The organism is Dysgonomonas sp. PF1-14, from assembly GCF_029892965.1.
GTDB lineage: Bacteria > Bacteroidota > Bacteroidia > Bacteroidales > Dysgonomonadaceae > Dysgonomonas.
In genome coordinates, this window is the sequence record NZ_JARXWN010000021.1 from 31,076 (window position 1) to 50,772 (window position 19,697).

A 19,697-nucleotide genomic window follows, 5' to 3' on the forward strand; every position below is an offset into this window, starting at 1 on the left:
AAATCCTTCAGATATTAGAATAAAAGCCTATTAATTCTAAAAGTAAACACTCATCCTCTTACTTTATATGCTACTACTATGGTAATAATTATCTTTGTGATACTGCTCGCTGCTTTGCTTGTTATTATTTTCATTCAGAGTTCAGAGAGAAATTCTTCCTATAGTAATCCGAAGAAATATGACCCTTATCATATAATGCATGGCTCGTATGAGGTCGATATCTTTGATGAAGAGGCTGTAGCATGGTGTGCCAATTTTCTGAATGTAACACCCAAAGAACTGGAAACAATACTCCGGAATGTACGCAGACAATACACACAGTTCAGAATAATGAAACGCAGCGGAGGATTCCGTACGATCTCTGCACCGAAACCCGGTCTGCTAGCTATACAGCGGAATATCTATTACAGGACTTTATTGGCGGCGAATGTGCATCCTGCCAGTACAGGTTTTCGCAGGAGAGTTTCTATTGTGGATAACGCTAATCCCCATCTGGGAAAAAAGGAGATACTGAAGGTCGATATAAAAGATTTTTTCGGTTCTATAGATGAAGATTATGTTATGAAAGTTTTTATGAATATTGGTTATCCTCCGAATATAGCTGAAATATTTGCCGAGTTGTGCTGCCTTAGAATGAGCCTGCCACAAGGAGCACCTACAAGTCCGGCTATCAGTAATGTATTTGCTTACGAAATGGATCAGAAGCTGACGGCACTTGCTCTACAATACGGATTGACTTATACCCGCTATGCCGACGATCTTACTTTTTCGGGTGATGCTATCGAGCCTGAAATAATCATACCGAAGATAGAAGAAATAGTTTATGAACCCGGTCTGGAACTGAATAAGAAGAAAACCAGACATATAAAAGAAGGCAGACGCAAGATAATCACAGGTATATCTGTCAGTTCGGGACGTAAACTTACCGTACCCAAAGCCAAAAAGCGAGAGCTTCGTAAGAATGTACACTACATACTCTCCAAAGGGCTTGAAAGCCACAAGCAACATATCGGCTCCACAGACCCGGCCTATCTGAAGCGCATACTCGGTTATCTTAGTTTCTGGCTATCAGTAGAGCCCGACAACAAGTTTGTACAGGAATCTATTGCAGCTTTGAGGAAATTGGAAACTCCGGCCCAAGCCTGAGCATTTATACTATTACTATCCTGTCGCCGTTCACTTTTACAAATCCCTTTCTTTCAGCCTCCTTAATGCCTTTATTGATGGCAATATCCACATTCGTACCACTTCTGGCGAATCCGAAAAGTTGTGCCGTAATCCTTAAAAGATCTTTTACAGGTATGCTTATCTGGTCGGTCAATATCTGTCTGATAGCATTCGCTACTTCTTCGGGGGGCAGATCGGCTGCATCGCGCTCCGACATGGTGCGGTATATGTCGAACGATCGGAATTGTTCTTCGCTTAACCAATAAAAGACAGTGCCTTCATGGTGGGTTTTAAAGAACGGAAGCCCTGATATGAGCATATCTAAATGTGCCTCCAATTTTTGTCCTAAGCGGAACATATTCCACGCCGACAGTATTTTCTTATACAACAGTGACCGGCTGAGCGGAGCCTCCGAACTCATTATTTGTTTCATCTGCTGCTGTATAAGCCTATTATGCTCGCTGCGGAAAAAATCTTCTGGCGGAAAAGAGACTTGCCTGAGTGTGACAAAGCGATAAGGCTGTTCGCCACCAACCATTTTTTTTACAGGAGCAGCCGGAGCATCTTTTATTACAGCACTCTGTATAGTAACGGTCGGTTTATACTTAATCTCCTGTGGCTTTTTCTCCTCATCCTCCTTTACCATCCTTATAGTATCTCCGATTGTCTCCATCACTTCCTCCGGTTTTTCCCACCAGTCCATAGTCCATATACGGCAGATATTCCATCCCAGCAATTTCAGTACACCGTTTTGGACTATTTCCCTGTCTCTGGCAGTCTTGGTCTGTTTGTAATTTTCTCCATCGCACAAGATTCCGAGAATATAGTTCGATGGATTCTTTTCACCTACTATGCCTATATCTATTTTATATCCCGAACAGCCTATATCCGTATGGACGGTATATCCTGCTTTGCGAAGCTCTTTGGCAATAACGTTTTCAATAGATATGGTTGTATCTGTTGAAGTTTGTGTATCTATAGCCACTCTTTCGCCACGTTGAGCATATTCGAGGAAGCGTTTCAATCCGGCTACACCTACAGCAGAAGACCTATTGAGGTCTATCTGGTCAGGTCGCAAAGTCGAGTAAATGATCATTTCGTAACGTGCTCTAGAGACGGCTACATTCAAACGGCGTTCTCCACCGAGCCTGTTGAGTGGGCCGAAATTCATGCTGACACGCCCGTTAGTATCGGGGCCATAGCCTACCGAGAACAGGATGATGTCGCGCTCGTCTCCCTGTACATTTTCCAGATTTTTGATGAATAACGGTTCTTCGCTTTCGAGGGCTATTGCCTCCAGATCGGGGCGAAGGACGAAAAGGTCGGAAAGCAGATCTTCGATAAGTGTTTGCTGAACAGAACTGAATGTAACCACCCCGATACTGCGTTTACGCAAATTGTCATCCGACAGTCGTCTCGCGATTTCGTCTATTACTGCCTGAGCTTCGGCCTTGTTCTGTCGCGATTTTCCTTTGTCGTAGAATCCGTCGATTTGCACCAGCTTTACTTTCGATTCAATATTGTCCGGAGACGGGAAGGTAAGCAGTTTGTTGTCGTAGTATTCCGAGTTGCTGAATGCTATAAGACTTTCGTGCTTGCTGCGGTAGTGCCACAGCAGGTATTTCGATGGCATGGAAAGGGCAAGGCAATCGTCAAGAATGCTCTCGAGGTCTTCCATGTCTATATTCTCTTCATCTACAGTATTCACTGCAAAAAAACTGGTCGGAGGCATTTGTTTAGGGTCGCCTACGATGACTACATTCTTTCCGCGCGCAATAGCACCGACTGCCTCATAGGTTGGCATCTGCGATGCTTCGTCAAAAACGATAAGGTCGAATTTATCGGCATCGGGGTCGATGTATTGTGCTACCGATATAGGGCTCATCAGCATACAAGGGCACATCCGCGACAACAGGGTCGGTATCTGGTCGAACAGTTTGCGGATAGAGGTTCCCCGTCCATTATTCTTAATATTCCGTTGAAGAATGCCTACTTCGGAGTTTTGGACAGCCTCTTTGGTAAATGATGGAATATTGGTAGCCAGTTTTGCATAGAGTTCTTTCTTGGTAAGCTCTTCGAAATTGGTGGTCAGCTCCTTATATTTCTTTATCACATCGTTGAAAAGCTTTCCTTTGAACAATTCCAGATTCGGTTCCCTCGCAATAATATAATCGGTACAAGTATGATAAAATCCTTTGTGGAAAGCATCCATAACAGAATCGGTCGGTATATTCCTGTTCTTGTATTCGTCCGCAATGAAACCAATGTTCAGCCCATCTAGTTTTTCACAGGCCTGCAACCACTGGTACCAGTCTTTCAGTTTATCTATGTTTGTCAACCACAAGTTGAGGCGCGACAAGGCGGTATCTGTCCAGTACACAGAATCGTCGTACAAGTAACCTTTATCTACTCCCAATGTAGTATGCAGCTTGTTCTCGGCAACAGACAAATCAGATAAAAGTTTGCTTATTTCGGCTAGAGAGTTTCCATGAATACTTCTGAACGAATCTATTCCTTCCGAAAGCTGTCCGGCTATAGCTTCTTTTATTCTTGCTGTATTACTTATATCCTTCGCATAATTCAGTATCAGGGCATTCAACCCTTCAAAATCTGTGATAATCTGTGAGATGGTATTCCAATCTTCACTATTATTCTTCCCATATTCTCCGAACAGGGAAGGGGTTTTGTCATTGTATTGGCTAACGTATTGTTCTTCGTCCTGATATTTTATAGTCTGTACCAGAATACTTTTTACATCTTTCGTAGCAATGCTACTACTCAGCGCATACGGTTTCAGTTGTTTCTTTATCTTGCGCTGACCGAAAAATTTAGGAATGAACCATTTGTTTGAGACCTGATTCCATTCATTTAACTTGATCTTAGCTTCTATAGACAAAATTTCGTCCATGAATCTGGAGGTTATCTCTTGCTTTATCTTGTCGCGTTCCCTACCATGTACCACTACCCCCTTGTAATTATCCAGTATTTTGTTTACTCGTGTTTGTTTTAGCAGAGCAGGAGTTAGCTCGGGTATTTGCAGAAGCTTAGACGCGATACCCGATATAATGTCGATCTGGTATTTGTCGTAATTAGCGTCCGCATCGCCTAATAGTCGTGCCAGTACATTCAGCTTTGGTTTTATCTCCGACAGTAAGCCGATAGTATCCGCAATGAGTTTCGTAGCTTGATCTTTTACGGCAGATGAGTAACCCGATATCTCGATACCTGTCAGCGGATGGTTATACGGATGACCGAAAGCTCGTCCGGTACTCACCATCAGTTCTACGGCATCATTCCATTCCAGAATGGCATCTTTGGTAAGCCCGTCCAGTAGTTCCTGAGGCATGGTAAACTCAGTATCGTTACTGATAGACAGATAACGGGCGATGGCATCGTATATGGAAAGCCCGAAAGAATACTTTTTATGCAGGGCATCTATATACACATTCATTTCGTTACGCAACTTGTCCAGTCGTACGGCTTCCTGTTCAAAATCTTCCGGCGCAGCATGTTTCAATACCTCTGTCGTTGTTTTCAGTTGAGCCAGAATTGCTGATTTTTTCGTTTTGTTCGAATGCAGTTCGAGGCAGAACGGCGCCAGTCCTATCGCCGCCAGACGGCTTTGAACAACAGATAAGGCTGCCATTTTTTCAGCGACAAACAGTACCCTTTTACCTTTGTACAAGGCATTGGCTATAATATTGGTTATGGTTTGCGATTTGCCTGTTCCCGGAGGGCCGTGCAGAATGTATGTCTTGTCATTTACTGCTTCATATATTGCTTCCAGTTGCGATGAGTCGGCGTTAATAGGTAAAACAATATCCGTGGGGGCAAGGTCTTTGTCTAGAACTGCGGCATCGACCATATCTTCCTGCACATCCCATTCTATCTTACCATTGATGAGACTCGATACGATTTTATTTTCTTTCAGCTTATGTACATTGTTGTGGATATCGTTCCACATAATGAACTTATTGAAAGAAAAGATACCGAGAATTGCCTGTTCTTCCACATCCCATTTGCGCTGGTCTTTGATGCTTTTTCTGATGATGGAATAGATCAGTCTGACATTTACTCCGCTTTCGTCTACAGGCAACGGATCGAGCCCTGATATGGTGATGCCGAAATTCTGCCGAAGCATCTCCAGCAAGGTGATGTTCATCATCGCATCTTCTTCCCGCGAGCGGATCACATAACCTTTAGCTGCTGATTTACGTATAATTTCTACAGGCAGTAGCAAGATCGGCGCATATCTTGGGCGTTCACTGCTGGGTGTCTCATACCATTTGAGCAAGCCCAGAGCAAGGTAGAGCGTATTTGCTCCGTTTTCTTCAATTGACAATCGTGACGACCGGTACAGATGTACAAGTGCTTTACTCAGATCGTTTTCGGAAAGATAGGAACGCAGGCGTTTTTGTGATATTTCCGATTTTATAAGCTCTGCTATCGGGTCGGAGGCTTCAAGTGATTGGTAGATACCGAAATTGTACAGAGGGTTATCCCAATCGGTAGGCTTCGGCATAATCTGAAATTCACCACCATCGGCCAATGCGTCTTCAAACTTGTCCAGATCGGCAGCTATCAGTTGCAATGTATTTTTGGTTACCCTTATGTTGAGTAGGTTGTTTCGCAGGCTGAGGTCTAACAACTTACGCTCCCACATCAGTTGCTTGGTGAGCTCTACCTCAGTGCTGATACCCGACAAGTCGTAAGGGTTTACACTTTCGGGGGCAACTTGTGATTTATCAGTCAGCGGAGCTTCTTCTATTATTTCCCATTGCAATCCTTTCTGTATGCGCTGTGGCAAAGGTCTTATTCCGGTGAAACGCGATCTTTTTACATCCAATGCGAGAACGAAACTCGATGGAGATAATTTACCGGCGGCTGTTTTTACAGCCTGATCGAAGTCGGCATTACTGCCCATGTTCATACAGGTAGTCTCTACGAGGGTGATTTCGTTTATTCCATCAGCAGTTCTTTTTGTCAGAAAAGACACATCATCGACAATGCTATCGGGGAATGTTTCGGGAATAAGCCAGCCTCCGGCAAAAGCGTGTCTCTGTGTAACTAAGATGAATGAATGTATGCCGACAGCTTCGAGACAAGAGGCATATAGAACAGCCATATCGAGGCATGTTCCCAGTTTTTGGGTAAGCACCATATCTGCCATACGGATGCGTTGCCCGTATTCTTCAAAGCTGGCAGGAACAGTGCTATATATAATATTCAGCTCAGATATCGCCGTATAAATCGCCGCCATTTGCTTTCGTACCCTGTCGGGGTTACGGCTCTGATATTCGTCCAGAGAAGCATTGCCTGTCCATTGTTCGAGTATGATTGCTGCCCGTTTTAGAATAGGCGCTATTGCCGGATGGTTGGGAGTAATGAAAGAAGACAGCATTTCCGGCAGGACAGATAAGCCGCCCCATTGGTCGAAAGCGAGTATATCTACCGGATATTTGTCTTCAAAAATACACTCTCCACCCGAGAGAACTTTCAGCGTAAAATTTCCTGCCATCCGTTCGGTCAGCTGTGCAAAATATGTTGAGGACAGATTTATTCTGAACGATTCTATTCTTACGGTTGCTCCTGCCGGAACAGACTCGATGAGATAGGGTGCAGCAGTTGCAAATTCGGGCTCGGCAGACAGTATAATGCTGATATCTTTCAATACTTCATCTGTTTTGTTTTCTATCGAAAACTGGCGGATAATCGAAACCCTGTTTTGCTGCATGGCAAAGTTGATAACGGGTAAACAGACAAATTCAACGCTGGCAATATTTGTATCCCTATTCATGAGTGTAGCAGATGTATAATATAGTTATATATGTTTCTGTGTTATAAGAAAATGCAATATTACAAAATTAAATTTATATGAATGTCTGTTATTGAACTTATATACAGGAGAAAATGGTTACATAACTAGCCTGTCAAAAATGATAACATATAGAACGTACAAACCCCAAAAAGCTAAAAGATATTAACAACATCTCCTTTTGGTTAAAATATACAATAAATACCGATTCAGATGATATTTATTTGACATCTTTACATCCGAAATTCATAAAAGATGCTCAACAAGCTTACATCTTGCAATTTTTGTTTTCAATGAATATATAACACCTCCCGTAAAGCCGGAAAAGAACTTATTTTAGCTCTTCTTACATAGAAACAGAAATTTAAAATCAATTATATTACCCAGATCAAACACGTAAATTATGCTTAAGCGAGTAAAATCATTATTAGGTTTTCTATTTATAGGAATCATAGCGGCAAATGTATCTGCTCAAAGTAATCAGCCTTTATATTTAGATCAGAATGCACCCATTGAGTCCCGTATCGAAGACGCCTTGTCGCGTATGACCTTAGAGGAAAAAGTAGCCATGTGCCATGCACAGTCAAAGTTCAGTTCAGCAGGAGTGCCACGACTGGGCATCCCCGAAAACTGGGCTACAGACGGCCCGCATGGTATACGCCCCGAGGTACTCTGGGATGAATGGGAACAGGCCGGATGGACAAACGATTCCTGTATCGCCTTCCCTGCACTGACCGCCCTGGCGGCTACATGGAACAAAGACATGTCGCTGCTCTATGGGAAGAGTATCGGGGAGGAAGCCCGCTACCGCAACAAGAATATCCTGCTGGGACCCGGTGTCAACATCTACCGCACACCCCTCAACGGACGCAACTTCGAGTATATGGGCGAAGACCCTTATCTGGCGTCCATGATGGTAGTGCCCTATATACAGGGGGTACAGGCAAATGGTGTAGCAGCTTGTGTTAAACATTATGCACTGAACAATCAGGAGGTAGACCGCCATACAGTAAATGTAAGTCTGGACGACAGAGCCCTCTATGAAATATACCTGCCTGCTTTCAAGGCTGCCGTACAGGAAGGACAGGCATGGGCTATCATGGGTGCCTACAACCGCTATAAAGGACAATGGGCATGCCACAACCAGTACCTGCTCAATGATATCCTGCGAGGCGAATGGGGTTTTGACGGTGTTGTCGTCTCTGACTGGGGTGGTGTTAATAATACGAAAGAAGCCATCTATCATGGGTTGGACATGGAATTCGGATCATGGACGGACGGATTGAGTGAAGGAGCCAGTAATGCCTATGACAACTACTATCTGGCTAATCCGTTCTTAAAGTTGCTACGGTCTGGTGAGGTGAAAATGGAGGAAGTAGACAAGAAGGTTCGCAATATTCTTCGTCTGGCTTTCCGTACGACTATGGACAGGAACCGCCCCTGGGGTTCTTTCGGAACGCCGGAACATGCGGCTGCCGGACGTAAGATAGCTGAAGAAGGCATTGTATTGTTGCAAAATAAGAATAATATCCTACCTGTCGACCTGAATAAAACAAAGAAGATACTCGTTGTCGGAGAAAATGCCATTAAGCCGATGACTGTAGGAGGTGGCAGCTCTTCACTGAAAGCTAAGTATGAGGTAGCACCTTGGGATGGCATTGTCAAAAGGTTTTCTTCACTGGCTGAGGTGTCTTATGCACGCGGTTATGTAGGGGATCCTACAAGCGAATACAACGGCGTAAAGCTCAAAAGAGATCTGCATGATTCACGCTCAGCCGCAGAACTGATAGCTGAAGCTACAAAAATGGCTAAAGATGCCGATATCGTGATCTTTATCGGCGGGCTGAATAAGAGTGACTATCAGGATGCTGAAGGGCATGACCGTAAACAACTCGGGTTGCCTTATGATCAGGATAAAGTAATTACTGAACTGTTGAAAGTAAACAAGAATCTGGTGGTGGTCAATATATCGGGAAATGCGGTTGCCATGCCTTGGGTGAATGAGGTGCCTGCCATCATACAATCGTGGTACAACGGTACGGAATCGGGCAGCGCACTGGCTTCTATACTGACAGGTGATGCCAACCCATCGGGAAAGCTGCCGTTTACTTTCCCTGCCAGACTCGAAGATAATGGTGCACACAAGCTGGGAGACTATCCGGGAGTCGATAAGGAAGCAACCTACCATGAAGGGCTCTTTGTAGGCTACCGCTGGACGGACAAGGAAAACATCAAACCTCTGTTCCCTTTCGGACACGGACTCAGCTATACGACATTCCAGTATGGTAAGGTGCAGGCTGACAGGAAGGAGATGAATCAGAACGATAAAATATCATTCTCCGTAAAGGTAAAGAATACCGGAAGCAGAGACGGAGCAGAGGTAGTACAGCTATACATCGCAGACCTGAAATCGAGCCTGCCAAGACCTCTAAAGGAACTGAAAAGCTTCGACAAGGTTTTCCTGAAGGCTGGGGAAGAGAAAACTGTGACGTTCTCAATCGATAAGTCGGCTCTCTCTTTCTTCGATGACAAGAAGCACGAATGGGTGGCCGAACCGGGGGATTTCGAGGCCATCATCGCTGCCTCAGCTAACGACATAAAGGATAAGGTGATGTTTAAACTGAAATAGTATCTAAATCTGAATATATTGAAGGTCGGCATATTAAGTGTCGGCCTTTTTTGGTTCATGCTGATAATGGCCGCGCCGATGATTTTCCGTTATCCGGTATGAATTCTTTCAATAATTATCTATTTTTGTATAGAGTATAAACAAGTGATATGATTTTATGGTTATATCCGATAAAGATGCCTTCAGAAAGGCAATATATGATATTGTAAAATATATTCCGGCAGGTCGTGCAACCTCTTATGGCGCTATAGCCAAAGCAGCAGGATATCCAAACTTGTCGCGGATGGTAGGGGCTATGATGGGAGGCTGTACCGAAAAAGGTGTTCCGGCACATCGGGTTGTCAACAGTCAGGGATACCTGAGTGGCAGGTTTGCTTTCGATACCCCGACAAAGATGCAGGAACTACTCGAGGCTGAAGGGGTCACCGTTGTAAATGATAAGATCAGTAACTGGAAAAAAGTTTACTGGGATCCGTTGAAAGAGATACAGCTGGAATGATTTTTTTGATCCGAAAAGGACTAAGATATCAGAATATAATTTACATTTAAGGTATTAACACTAATTTAATCGTATTTGAATGGGAATACATTTCCGACATAACACAAAACACAAACTTGCTTTTTTCTGTATTCTTTTTCTGCTTATCCTCCCTCTGATGGCGGTTGCGCAAAGTGACGGAGATTCCATTCCACTGACACTGGGCGCAAATATTCAGAAACCGATTTACACTGAAAGCCCGAAAAAACATGGTGGTTTTTACTATTGGGCATGGGGAAAGCACTACAGCGGACTTTACTATCAGCCTGTGACTGCGCGTACAGTTTCATTAAGCTCACTATTTGGGGGACTTTCAGTAAAAGAACAACTACCGAAGCTGCATGCTCTGATATTGGAGGATAAACAAAGCCAGTTGTATATGCTGAAACCATTAGGCGGTTCATCTAGTTTTCTCCAATCCGGTTTTTTTCAAAGTGTGTACAAACAGGAGGATTTTAAGGATACTTATCTGAACGATTTTATTCAGGAGGCATATACTGTAGTTCACCCTTATATGTTTGTTGTTTCCGAACATCTGGCCGAATCGGCTAAGGTAGGCTCTTCCGGTTCTTCAATGTTTTATGTTGTAGGGGGAAGTGATTGTGACACCATATCGGATGGCAGTGCCGTTGAAGACAAGCTATCCAGCATATCTCACCTACCCGATCTGAGGGATAAGACTGTACTCAATGATGTAGAAGCACTGATAGATAAACTCCATGAAGATAATTTTGCAAAAGTAGACCAAAAGACATATATAAGGGCACGCCTCTTTGATATGCTGATAGGTGACTGGAATAAGATATCGGAAAACTGGTACTGGATACCTACTTCGGCAGGAGATTCTACTGTCTATATTCCGCAGACATTAGACCGTAGCCATGCTTTTTCGAAAGTGGATGGTGTATTCTTTAAAGAACTCTTGAATATGCTTGGCGTAGGCTTCATTACTAATTATGAAGATGAACTTAAAAATCTAAAAAAGTTCAATAAGCTTTCCTATGCTCTGGACATTGCTCTTACTCAGAACTGTACGGCTGTATCGTGGCAGGAGCAGGCAAAACAACTTAAAACACAACTGACAGATGCCGTCATAAATGAAGCATTCTCGAAACTACCAAAAGAAATGCAGAATGCGGAGGCTGACGAACTGAAAAAGAACCTCATACAGCGAAGGAACCATCTGGAAGAGACAGCGATGAAGTATTATGTTTACACCCAGAAGACCCCTGTTGTTACGGGTTCAAATAAGAGTGAGCGCTTTGTGATAGAGCAGGATGATAATAAAGACCTCAATATACGTATATATGATAAGGCTACCGACCGGCTGATACTGAATAAGAAGTACCTGCGAAAATACACGAAAGAGATCTGGTTGTATGGACTGGGAGGAGATGATGAATTTGAGGTGGATAAAGAGAAGAGAAATATCTCCCTATTGCTGATTGGTGGAGGGGGAAAAAACAACTACAAGATATACAATGGTAAAAATGTATCTGTATATGAATATAAGTCTGAAAAGGAAAGACTCAAAGATCTTAAAACAGCAAATGTGATCATACCGAATGAAGAAAGCGCACTGGACTACGATTACCAACGGCTGAAATATTCCACTATTTCTTTTACGCCTATCGGTATTTATGACTCCGATCTGGGGCTGAATCTGGGTACTTCTGTCGCTTACACAATATATGGTTTCAGACGTGCACCTTATACGCGTCGCCATCAGATAAGCTATGACTATACCAACGGGTTTACATATCAGGGGATATTTCCGAGCTACGACCATAAGAAGAGTCTGCATGTAGCTGCATACTTTGGCAGTCCTGCCTATTTTTCCAACTTCTTCGGGTTTGGAAACGACACGCGCGGGTATAAGGATGAAAAGAAGAACTATAACCGCGTGAATATCACTAAGTATATGCTTGCTCCTGCCCTGTACTACAATATGAGTAAGGAACAGACATTCAATGTATTTTCTTCATTTGAGGTGTATAAGGTAAAAAATCCGAAAGACCGCGACCGCTTTATCAATACTGTTTATGAGGACGACAGCCGCATGTTCTCGTCCCAGTATTATATGAATCTGGGTGGCACTTACGACCTGAATAAAAAAATGGATGGCTTTGTCTCTTCTGTCTCGCTCTCGGGTACGGTGGGCTGGAATATAAATGTAGGCGACCCGAAACGGAACTATGCTTATACAAAGGGTAAGATAGGTATAAACCTAAAAATCACAGACCGCATCACCTTTGCTACTCAGGTAAAGGGTACTGCTCTGTTCTCCGACAAATATGAGTTCTATCAGGCGGCAACGACCGAACTACGAGGTTTCCGCGAAAATCGCTTTATAGGTAAACAGTCGTTGTATCAGTATTCCGATATCCGTCTCGATATGGGTAAGCTGCAAAATCCGTTGACTCCGCTCAAATATGGCGTATTCGCCGGAATAGATCATGGGCGGGTATGGTATCAGGACGAGACTTCTGACAAGTGGCATTCGTCTTATGGCGGAGGTTTCTGGCTGACTATTCTTCGTAAGTTCACAGGGAAGTTCTCATACTTCGGATCGAGTGACGGCAGCCGTTTTATGTTCCAGTTGGGAATGGGTTTCTGATATTATATAAGGTTGTATTTGTTTTACTAGGAGATTTCTAGTTGCCTCCACTTTTAAGTGGAGGTATAGATGTCTAAAAATAAAGGACTTTAGTCAAATAAGAATAGGTTAAAACGATGTTTGGCTAAAGCCTTTTTTCCTTAGTAGCTCTTATCCACGCCTTAAAAGTCGTGGCAATTAATACAAAAAAGTTTTGCGAAGTAACGGTCACAAAGAGCCTTAGTTACGAAGTAACTCTCTGCTACGCCATTCGCAAAACTTTCATAATTATTACAGTTCTATTTTTTCAATTTCACTCAGTGCATTGCCACCGTTGTCGATAGCGGCTATGATGTCGAATATTTTATCCGACCAGCCTGCTATCAGATATACATCTTTTCGGGTAGCATCCAGCGGAGTGTTTCCGTGTCCTGCAAGGTCGAACAGGTATAGCTTACTGTTTGGCGATATTTTTTTGTAATCGTTCCATACATCTGCTATTTTCTTATCGTTCTTGCTGTTCCATAGCTGCATATCGGTAAACATCATCACCTTGTCTACCTGCTCTTTGCGTTTTAGCAAATCTTTTATTACAAGGTAGCCGTTAGTAGAATATCCTACTTCACCGCTTCGTCTATAGAAAGTAGTTACATTCGACAATATGTTTTTGGTAGGTACATTTATTACTTTCCATATATCACCAAACATACCGGTTATAGCATTGGCACAACGCGATTTCAGCAACATGGCAAGCATCAGCCCGATGTCGTATGCCATTATCGAGCTTCTTGGCGATACTGTTATGTGCATAGATCCCGATACGTCGCAGGCTATAGCTACACTGGTATCTTCGTCGAAGCCTTTTATATTTTCGGCGGATATGCTTGCAGCCTGTTCAAGGGCTTCCATCACACGCCCGGCATAGCCCGATTTTACTTTCGATATTTCACGATAGGCAGCAAGGAAACGGAATGGCAACTGTTTTGATCGGCGTACGGCATCGGCTGACGACAAGGTATCGCATACTTTTATTATATGTTCTTTCGAGACTTTTGCCTCCAATATGTTGCGTAAGTTACGCATCAATGCCATATAGCCAACTTTTTCGCTGTCTATCAGTTCTTCCCATTTAGTACGGAAAGCCAGTTCTTTTTCAGCATCGGTCTGGTATTTGTTTTGTCCCAAAGCCGAAAGTTCTGTCTCCCATGTGTATGGAGTTTCCAACTCATTGTTTACTATCTTGTTAAACAATGCTTGTTGAGCTTCGTCCTTCGCTTTTGGGTGGACAAGGAACAGGGCATCGCGCAGCTTTATCTCCGTATCGCGGTTGTACTTGGCGAACTGATACTCATCGAACCGATTGAAAGCATCCTGCAAGCCGGCTTGTAGCTGTTTCGACAGGCGATTTAGTTTCTTCGTATCCTTTCTGCTGTTTGCCAACTGGTAGTAAGCCAGCAATTCGGTGATCTCATCGGCACGTTGTACGACTTTCGATACCATTTTACTTACAGTGGAATCTCCTCTATGCACTTTTGCCAATTCTACAGCCAATACCAATGGTATGGAACGCATATTCATCTTCTGGCGGGTATATACTGCCAACTGTGCTACAAATACAGGATCGCAGTGTACGATCAGGTTACGCAGAGTTTCTATTCTTGCCTCTGCGCTTTCGTAAAACTTGTCACTCAACGAAGAGGTAACCGCAGCAGTATATAGTTGCCACTCAGGTGACATACGGTAAGCTTCAGCTCCCTCATAGTTTACTACTTTGTTTTTTCCTTTGTTTAAGAAATTAAATTTCATCTTAGTAATTTTTAAAATGTTAAGGTCTTAACGACACTCTTTTATTGTTTGACATTACAAAGATGCAGACATAGGTGCGCAGCTTTTTTGCGCAGATGAAATTATTTTTATAAAAATTGAATTTTTAACTAAAAAATCCGGTCATCTCAATAGATACCGGACTCTTCGGATGTAAATAAATCGTTTGTATATCATTGTTTTGCGGTCATATTTTTACTATAGTCTACTATTTCCTTGTTCATTGCCAGATAATTTCCATTATTGTCGTACTGATAAGTGGTTATTTCTGATTTCTTCTCCCAATTCTCTTTTTTTCTGCTCCATTTAGTATATACGATGGATTCGAGCCGTCCACCGTCGAAAGTATAATCGTATTTATGTATTGCTCTCCAACCGGATATACCATTCCATTTGTAAACAGTGACATTTTTCTTATTATTATCAGTATCATACTCATAAACATATTTAAGCATAGGGTCGTATCCTTCATACTGAACTAAGTATTCTTTTACAAGACCAGTTTCTGTAATCTCTGTATTAACATATTTTTTTCGTTTTGGCGTTTTTGCAGATACTGTTGTTATTGTTGCCGATAGGAATAATGCTGTTACAAATAATATTATAGTTTTCATAATTGTAAATTTTAATAAGATGGTAAATAAAAATTTCAGTAATTATTCTAAGCGCTTTCTGTGAATATGACGAGGCCAGTTTGATAAAGGTTACAGTTTTTGCGAAATATTTTCTCTTTATTCGTAAGATGCTTATTATCAAGTGTGTTTTTTCTTGATTGCTTTTGAGAAAGTTTAGATAGAGCGTAAATCTTTCACCCGCCTATATGATAAGTAGGAGTTATAGGTTGCCCGGAAGGGAAGGATGGAGAGAAAAACAAGTAAGGCTACAGGCGAAAAGAGACTTTGCCGTACGGCTGCGAACGTTCTTACCCTTTGCGGGGCAGTGAACCGGCATTCGACATCTCAGAGAGACTTGCGCATAGTGCTTTGCCCTGCCGGATTTCAACCCGGCTTCGCGGAATCGGTTGCCCGAGTCTAAGCTACCTTAGGTTCGTTATCGAAGTAACTCTTATCTACGGCACTTACTTGCAGGGACAAAGGTAATCTTTTATGCAATAAATTACCATATTTTTTGCAAAAGAGCGTATATTTGATATCCGATGAAATGAAATATAAAAAACATATGACAGAAAATAAAGATCTGATGCTGGCAGTACTTATCGATGCCGATAATGTACCCTATGCGAATATAAAAGGAATGCTGGATGAAATAGCAAAGTTCGGGAATCCTACTATCAAGCGGATATATGGTGACTGGACGAAGCCGACCGTATCGGGGTGGAAGCAGCCCCTGTTGGAACATGCCATTACTCCCGTACAGCAATACAGCTACACTACAGGAAAAAATGCGACCGATTCGGCGATGATCATAGATGCTATGGATATATTGCACAGTGATAAGGTTGATGGTTTTTGCCTTGTCTCCAGCGACAGCGATTTTACGCGTCTGGCAGTCAGACTGCGCGAATCGGGAATGTTCGTGATCGGTTTGGGAGAGAAGAAGACGCCCAGTCCGTTTATCGTTGCCTGCGATAAGTTTATCTATATAGAGATATTGGATAACTCGGATACCCAGTCCGATACGGCGGCAAAAGATTCTCCTGCACCAAAGAAAGCCAATATAGAGCCTGTAAATAAAAAAATATTACAACTACTGAAATCTACAATCCGCGATGTGGCGGATGACGATGGCTGGGCATATCTGGGCGAGGTGGGCAACTTGGTTATCAAGAAGCGTCCCGACTTCGACCCGCGTAACTATGGCTTCCCGAAATTGACGCCATTGATCAAATCGCAAAAGAAAGTATTTGAAATAGACGAGCGCGATGTGGATAAGAAAGGACATACGAAGCTGATCTATGTGAGGGTGAAGGATTAGGGAGAGTATTATTTATTTTATCAGATTATAAATCCTTATAATATTGAGGAGGGTGTGTCAAAAGTAAAACAGCACTATCAAAGTGTTACCTTCCGTTGTCATGCTGAGCGTTAGCGAAGCATCTCTTCTATCAAAAGAGATCCTTACCTTTGGTCAGGATGACAGAAAGAAACCAGAAATTTCTTTTGACACACCCTCAACGGGGGACAAATTTAAAAATGAATTGATATGGATATAATGGGTTATGCAATAAGAGGCGATTTGACTGGACTTGAAAGTCTGTTGAAGAAAAGTACTATAAAAGAAATTAACAAAAAAGAATCAGGCTTGGGATTTTCAGCTCTAACCTGTGCTGTCCTATCTGTAGAAGTTGGTGCCGTGAGGTTGTTATTAGAATATGGAGCAGATCCAAACTCATTAAGCAAGTATGGTAAAACTCCTTTGTTTTTTGTAGGGGACAAACGACCTATAGATCATGACAGCATAGAAAAAAGGATAGAAATAACCCGATTATTATTGGAAAACAATGCAGACGTTAATATTTGTGATGACGTTAATAATCAAGCATTATCTTACGTGATGAGAGGAATTGATGGTAATTACTCTCTGGTCGAATTGCTCCTAAAATACGGGGCAGATCCCAATCATAAAAATGTGAAGGGAAATAGCCCTTTGGGTTTGGCTAAAAAAATAGGAGACGATAAAATGATAGAACTGTTGGAGAAAAATAAGATGAGCATTAAAGAAAACGTCGCTTACGACAAGGCAAAATGGCATTTTGAATACTTTGAACAGAATGGAAAGCCTGTTGACGGAGCTTACGTGCATATAGCAATGTTGTTGAATTGGATAATCCAAAGAGGTCTCTTTTCGGGAAATCTGTTATCTGAAGAGGAGCAACAGGTATTAAATAATGTCAGGAAAAAGAAAGCCAAAGCAAGTGTTTTTTTGAAAGAATACTGTGACGGTTGCCTGCTGAGTGGAGATTTTACTGATGGAGCAAATGAATTTTTACAGGCATATTATGAGAAGTATTATTTTCACGACCTTATGGATGATTGTGCATATGAAATCAAGGACACTTGGGAAAACTACGCATGGATAGTCGAATTGCTTGATAGCCGCTTCGCAGAATGGAAACAATCAAAATCTTTCAAACCTGATCCGATATTAAAAACTCCGAAACTTGTTGGTCTGGGAAAGCCGGCTAAGATAAAACTTCTTCTTTTCTTTGCCTTTGTAGTTATTCTTCTACTGTTGTGCTATTGGGCAACAAAAGTAATGTATGGCTTGTAAACAGAGGATTGCAAATCTACAGACGCAAATGAAAATAAAAAATTATAAGCTATTAATAATGAGCTAACAGCTTATATATTATCATTATCCTACAAAGCCTTAATATTCATGATCGGTTTTACCGAATCTATTATTGTCGCAGTATCCTTTATCGCTTCTATAATCACATTCTTGTCTTTATAAGCCATTGGCGATTCGTCTAAGGTCTTCTGGCAGACCGAAGTGGAGTAGATACCCTCCATCTTTTTGGTGAACTCGGCCATATCGAGTGTTTCCAGTGCCTTGTTACGGGCTAAAACACGTCCTGCACCATGTGGAGCAGAGCAGTTCCAGTCGGCATTACTTTTACCTTCGCAGATAAGGATTCCATCCTGCATATTGAAAGGTATCACCATCTTTTCGCCTGTGTACGATCTGATAGCGCCTTTTCTTATAATCCAGTCGGCGGTATCGATAAAGTTGTGCATAGAGTAAACCGAATCTATCGCTTCAAAATCTTCTCCCAGATCTTTGAATATCGCTTTCGACATTGCTTTATGGTTAAACTGCGCATAAGTCTGTGCAATCACCATATCTAATAGATAGTTGTACATATCGTCACCTTCCAATGGATATTCTTTCTTGTCGGTTTTATACTTTTTGCTCAGGTCTTTCAGCTTCTGAGGGATGTCGCTTGTTGGCTGTGTATGCTTGGTTATATACTCAAACTCATCGTAATATGCTGTAGGCAGGTTATTTGTCGCTTCCATTTTCTTTGCATGGTAGTTGCATATTTTCAGCCCGAAGTTTCGCGATCCGGAGTGAATAGTCAGATAATGCGATCCGTCGTTTGCCGATTCGCCGACTTCGATGAAGTGGTTTCCCCCACCCAATGTTCCCACCGAGAAGTAGAACGAATTTTCATTAGTCCCGATTCTTTTACACAGTTGAGCAATATATTCTTTATCCACTATTACAGGCGATTTGGCTTCTCCGAAACGCTTTGCCCATTCCTGCTGAAAGGCGGCTATGTTTGTATTCACAGCTTCCAGATACGGAGCTATCCACCAGTTGTCAAAGTTTTTTTCATTACGGATGTTCATACCCATAGGCACAGAACGTCTGATGGCATGGTCTAATGTTGGCAGGCGATCGGCGTCGATTCGTTTATTAAGTTTATGTGCAGTCACCGAGCAGCCTATATCTACACCTATATAGTTCGGATTGATCATCTTGGTCATCGGCATGGTGAATCCTATCACAATACCTTTACCTACATGCGTATCGGGCATAATTCGTACCTGTACGCCTTCGGATATTTCTTCGTTCAGTATATTCTTTACCATCCCGATGGCTTCGGCTTCCACATTGTCGATAAATATTTTACAGTCCTTGTTGTATTTTCCTTCTAAATTGATCATTGTGTTATACTGTTTTTGTTATTCTGCTACAAAGATAAACATGCCGATGCGCAGCTTTTCTGCGTAGCTAGAATTATTTTTCATACAACAGTTACTTACATATCCATATTTTTCCAGAATTTTCCTTTGGCGGGTATTGACATCATTTATATATTTATTTTCGTGGGAATCGGTAAAAACAATATCCTGTGACTTCGGCATCTCTCTGAAAGATATTATCGGTTCATTATTGATGCGAATCAGTAGTTGAAATTATATGTTTGTTTATCTTCTTCTGCGCGCAATCACAGATTGCTTGCATTCCTTTTGGCCTAAGCCCCAAAAGGAATCAAAAAATCTTTAGCGACCCGCTTCATAGGACGACCCGTTAGAGGGCTCAAAGGCTAAACAGAAAAACTCGCTCATGACTTTTGCATATTACGAACTGATAGCTAAGCTCAAACACGTTTTTGTTTTACGCCTTTCTCTCCCTACGGGTACCCCGTCCATAAAGCTAA

General features: G+C 42.2%; 11 protein-coding genes. 7 read left to right on the plus strand and 4 right to left on the minus strand.

Annotation, left to right across the window (positions count from 1 at the left end):
• Positions 1-78: 78 nt before the first annotated feature.
• Complete coding sequence (locus M2448_RS18435) at positions 79-1,146, plus strand: retron St85 family RNA-directed DNA polymerase (RefSeq protein WP_280647611.1); 1,068 nt, start codon at positions 79-81, stop codon at positions 1,144-1,146.
• 4 nt (positions 1,147-1,150) lie between these two features.
• Here the strand turns inward: M2448_RS18435 and M2448_RS18440 are convergent, their stop codons facing one another.
• The gene (locus M2448_RS18440) at positions 1,151-6,964 is read right to left on the minus strand and encodes a DUF3320 domain-containing protein (protein WP_280647610.1); all 5,814 of its coding nucleotides are present in this window, start codon (positions 6,962-6,964) and stop codon (positions 1,151-1,153) included.
• Positions 6,965-7,385: 421 nt separating this feature from the next.
• Here M2448_RS18440 and M2448_RS18445 point away from each other — a divergent pair, with 421 nt between their 5' ends.
• From M2448_RS18445 to M2448_RS18455, 3 genes are all read left to right on the plus strand, one after another.
• Positions 7,386-9,611 carry a glycoside hydrolase family 3 C-terminal domain-containing protein gene (locus tag M2448_RS18445; protein WP_280647609.1) on the plus strand — a complete coding sequence of 742 codons (2,226 nt, stop codon included), beginning with the start codon at positions 7,386-7,388 and terminating at the stop codon, positions 9,609-9,611.
• Between the two features lie 157 nt (positions 9,612-9,768).
• Entirely contained in the window at positions 9,769-10,110 is a 342-nt protein-coding gene (locus tag M2448_RS18450) for an MGMT family protein (RefSeq protein WP_280647608.1), read from the plus strand.
• A gap of 79 nt (positions 10,111-10,189) precedes the next feature.
• A complete protein-coding gene (locus M2448_RS18455) occupies positions 10,190-12,766 on the plus strand; it encodes a hypothetical protein (protein ID WP_280647607.1) in 2,577 nt (858 codons plus the stop codon).
• Between the two features lie 270 nt (positions 12,767-13,036).
• Here the strand turns inward: M2448_RS18455 and M2448_RS18460 are convergent, their stop codons facing one another.
• Positions 13,037-14,551: a TROVE domain-containing protein gene (locus M2448_RS18460; RefSeq protein WP_280647606.1), complete on the minus strand. Its 1,515-nt coding sequence runs from the start codon at positions 14,549-14,551 to the stop codon at positions 13,037-13,039.
• Positions 14,552-14,742: 191 nt separating this feature from the next.
• A complete protein-coding gene (locus M2448_RS18465) occupies positions 14,743-15,183 on the minus strand; it encodes a DUF3836 domain-containing protein (protein WP_280647605.1) in 441 nt (146 codons plus the stop codon).
• Positions 15,184-15,427: 244 nt separating this feature from the next.
• On the opposite strand from M2448_RS18465, the gene M2448_RS18470 reads away from it, so the two are divergent.
• The 3 genes from M2448_RS18470 to M2448_RS18480 all read left to right on the plus strand — a co-directional run bounded on the left by M2448_RS18470 (position 15,428) and on the right by M2448_RS18480 (position 17,800).
• Positions 15,428-15,604: a hypothetical protein gene (locus tag M2448_RS18470; RefSeq protein WP_280647604.1), complete on the plus strand. Its 177-nt coding sequence runs from the start codon at positions 15,428-15,430 to the stop codon at positions 15,602-15,604.
• Between the two features lie 144 nt (positions 15,605-15,748).
• Complete coding sequence (locus tag M2448_RS18475; protein ID WP_280647602.1) at positions 15,749-16,504, plus strand: NYN domain-containing protein; 756 nt, start codon at positions 15,749-15,751, stop codon at positions 16,502-16,504.
• 228 nt (positions 16,505-16,732) lie between these two features.
• The gene (locus M2448_RS18480; RefSeq protein ID WP_280647601.1) at positions 16,733-17,800 is read left to right on the plus strand and encodes an ankyrin repeat domain-containing protein; all 1,068 of its coding nucleotides are present in this window, start codon (positions 16,733-16,735) and stop codon (positions 17,798-17,800) included.
• An 89-nt stretch (positions 17,801-17,889) separates the two neighbouring features.
• Here M2448_RS18480 and M2448_RS18485 read toward each other — a convergent pair whose 3' ends face one another.
• Complete coding sequence (locus M2448_RS18485; RefSeq protein WP_280647600.1) at positions 17,890-19,200, minus strand: RtcB family protein; 1,311 nt, start codon at positions 19,198-19,200, stop codon at positions 17,890-17,892.
• Positions 19,201-19,697 lie beyond the last annotated feature (497 nt).

Coding starts and splice junctions, on each gene's coding strand:
- M2448_RS18435 (WP_280647611.1), top strand. CDS start 79: ATGGTAATAATTATCTTTGTGATACTGCTCGCTGCTTTGCTTGTTATT.
- M2448_RS18440 (WP_280647610.1), bottom strand. CDS start 6,964: ATGAATAGGGATACAAATATTGCCAGCGTTGAATTTGTCTGTTTACCC.
- M2448_RS18445 (WP_280647609.1), top strand. CDS start 7,386: ATGCTTAAGCGAGTAAAATCATTATTAGGTTTTCTATTTATAGGAATC.
- M2448_RS18450 (WP_280647608.1), top strand. CDS start 9,769: ATGGTTATATCCGATAAAGATGCCTTCAGAAAGGCAATATATGATATT.
- M2448_RS18455 (WP_280647607.1), top strand. CDS start 10,190: ATGGGAATACATTTCCGACATAACACAAAACACAAACTTGCTTTTTTC.
- M2448_RS18460 (WP_280647606.1), bottom strand. CDS start 14,551: ATGAAATTTAATTTCTTAAACAAAGGAAAAAACAAAGTAGTAAACTAT.
- M2448_RS18465 (WP_280647605.1), bottom strand. CDS start 15,183: ATGAAAACTATAATATTATTTGTAACAGCATTATTCCTATCGGCAACA.
- M2448_RS18470 (WP_280647604.1), top strand. CDS start 15,428: ATGGAGAGAAAAACAAGTAAGGCTACAGGCGAAAAGAGACTTTGCCGT.
- M2448_RS18475 (WP_280647602.1), top strand. CDS start 15,749: ATGACAGAAAATAAAGATCTGATGCTGGCAGTACTTATCGATGCCGAT.
- M2448_RS18480 (WP_280647601.1), top strand. CDS start 16,733: ATGGATATAATGGGTTATGCAATAAGAGGCGATTTGACTGGACTTGAA.
- M2448_RS18485 (WP_280647600.1), bottom strand. CDS start 19,200: ATGATCAATTTAGAAGGAAAATACAACAAGGACTGTAAAATATTTATC.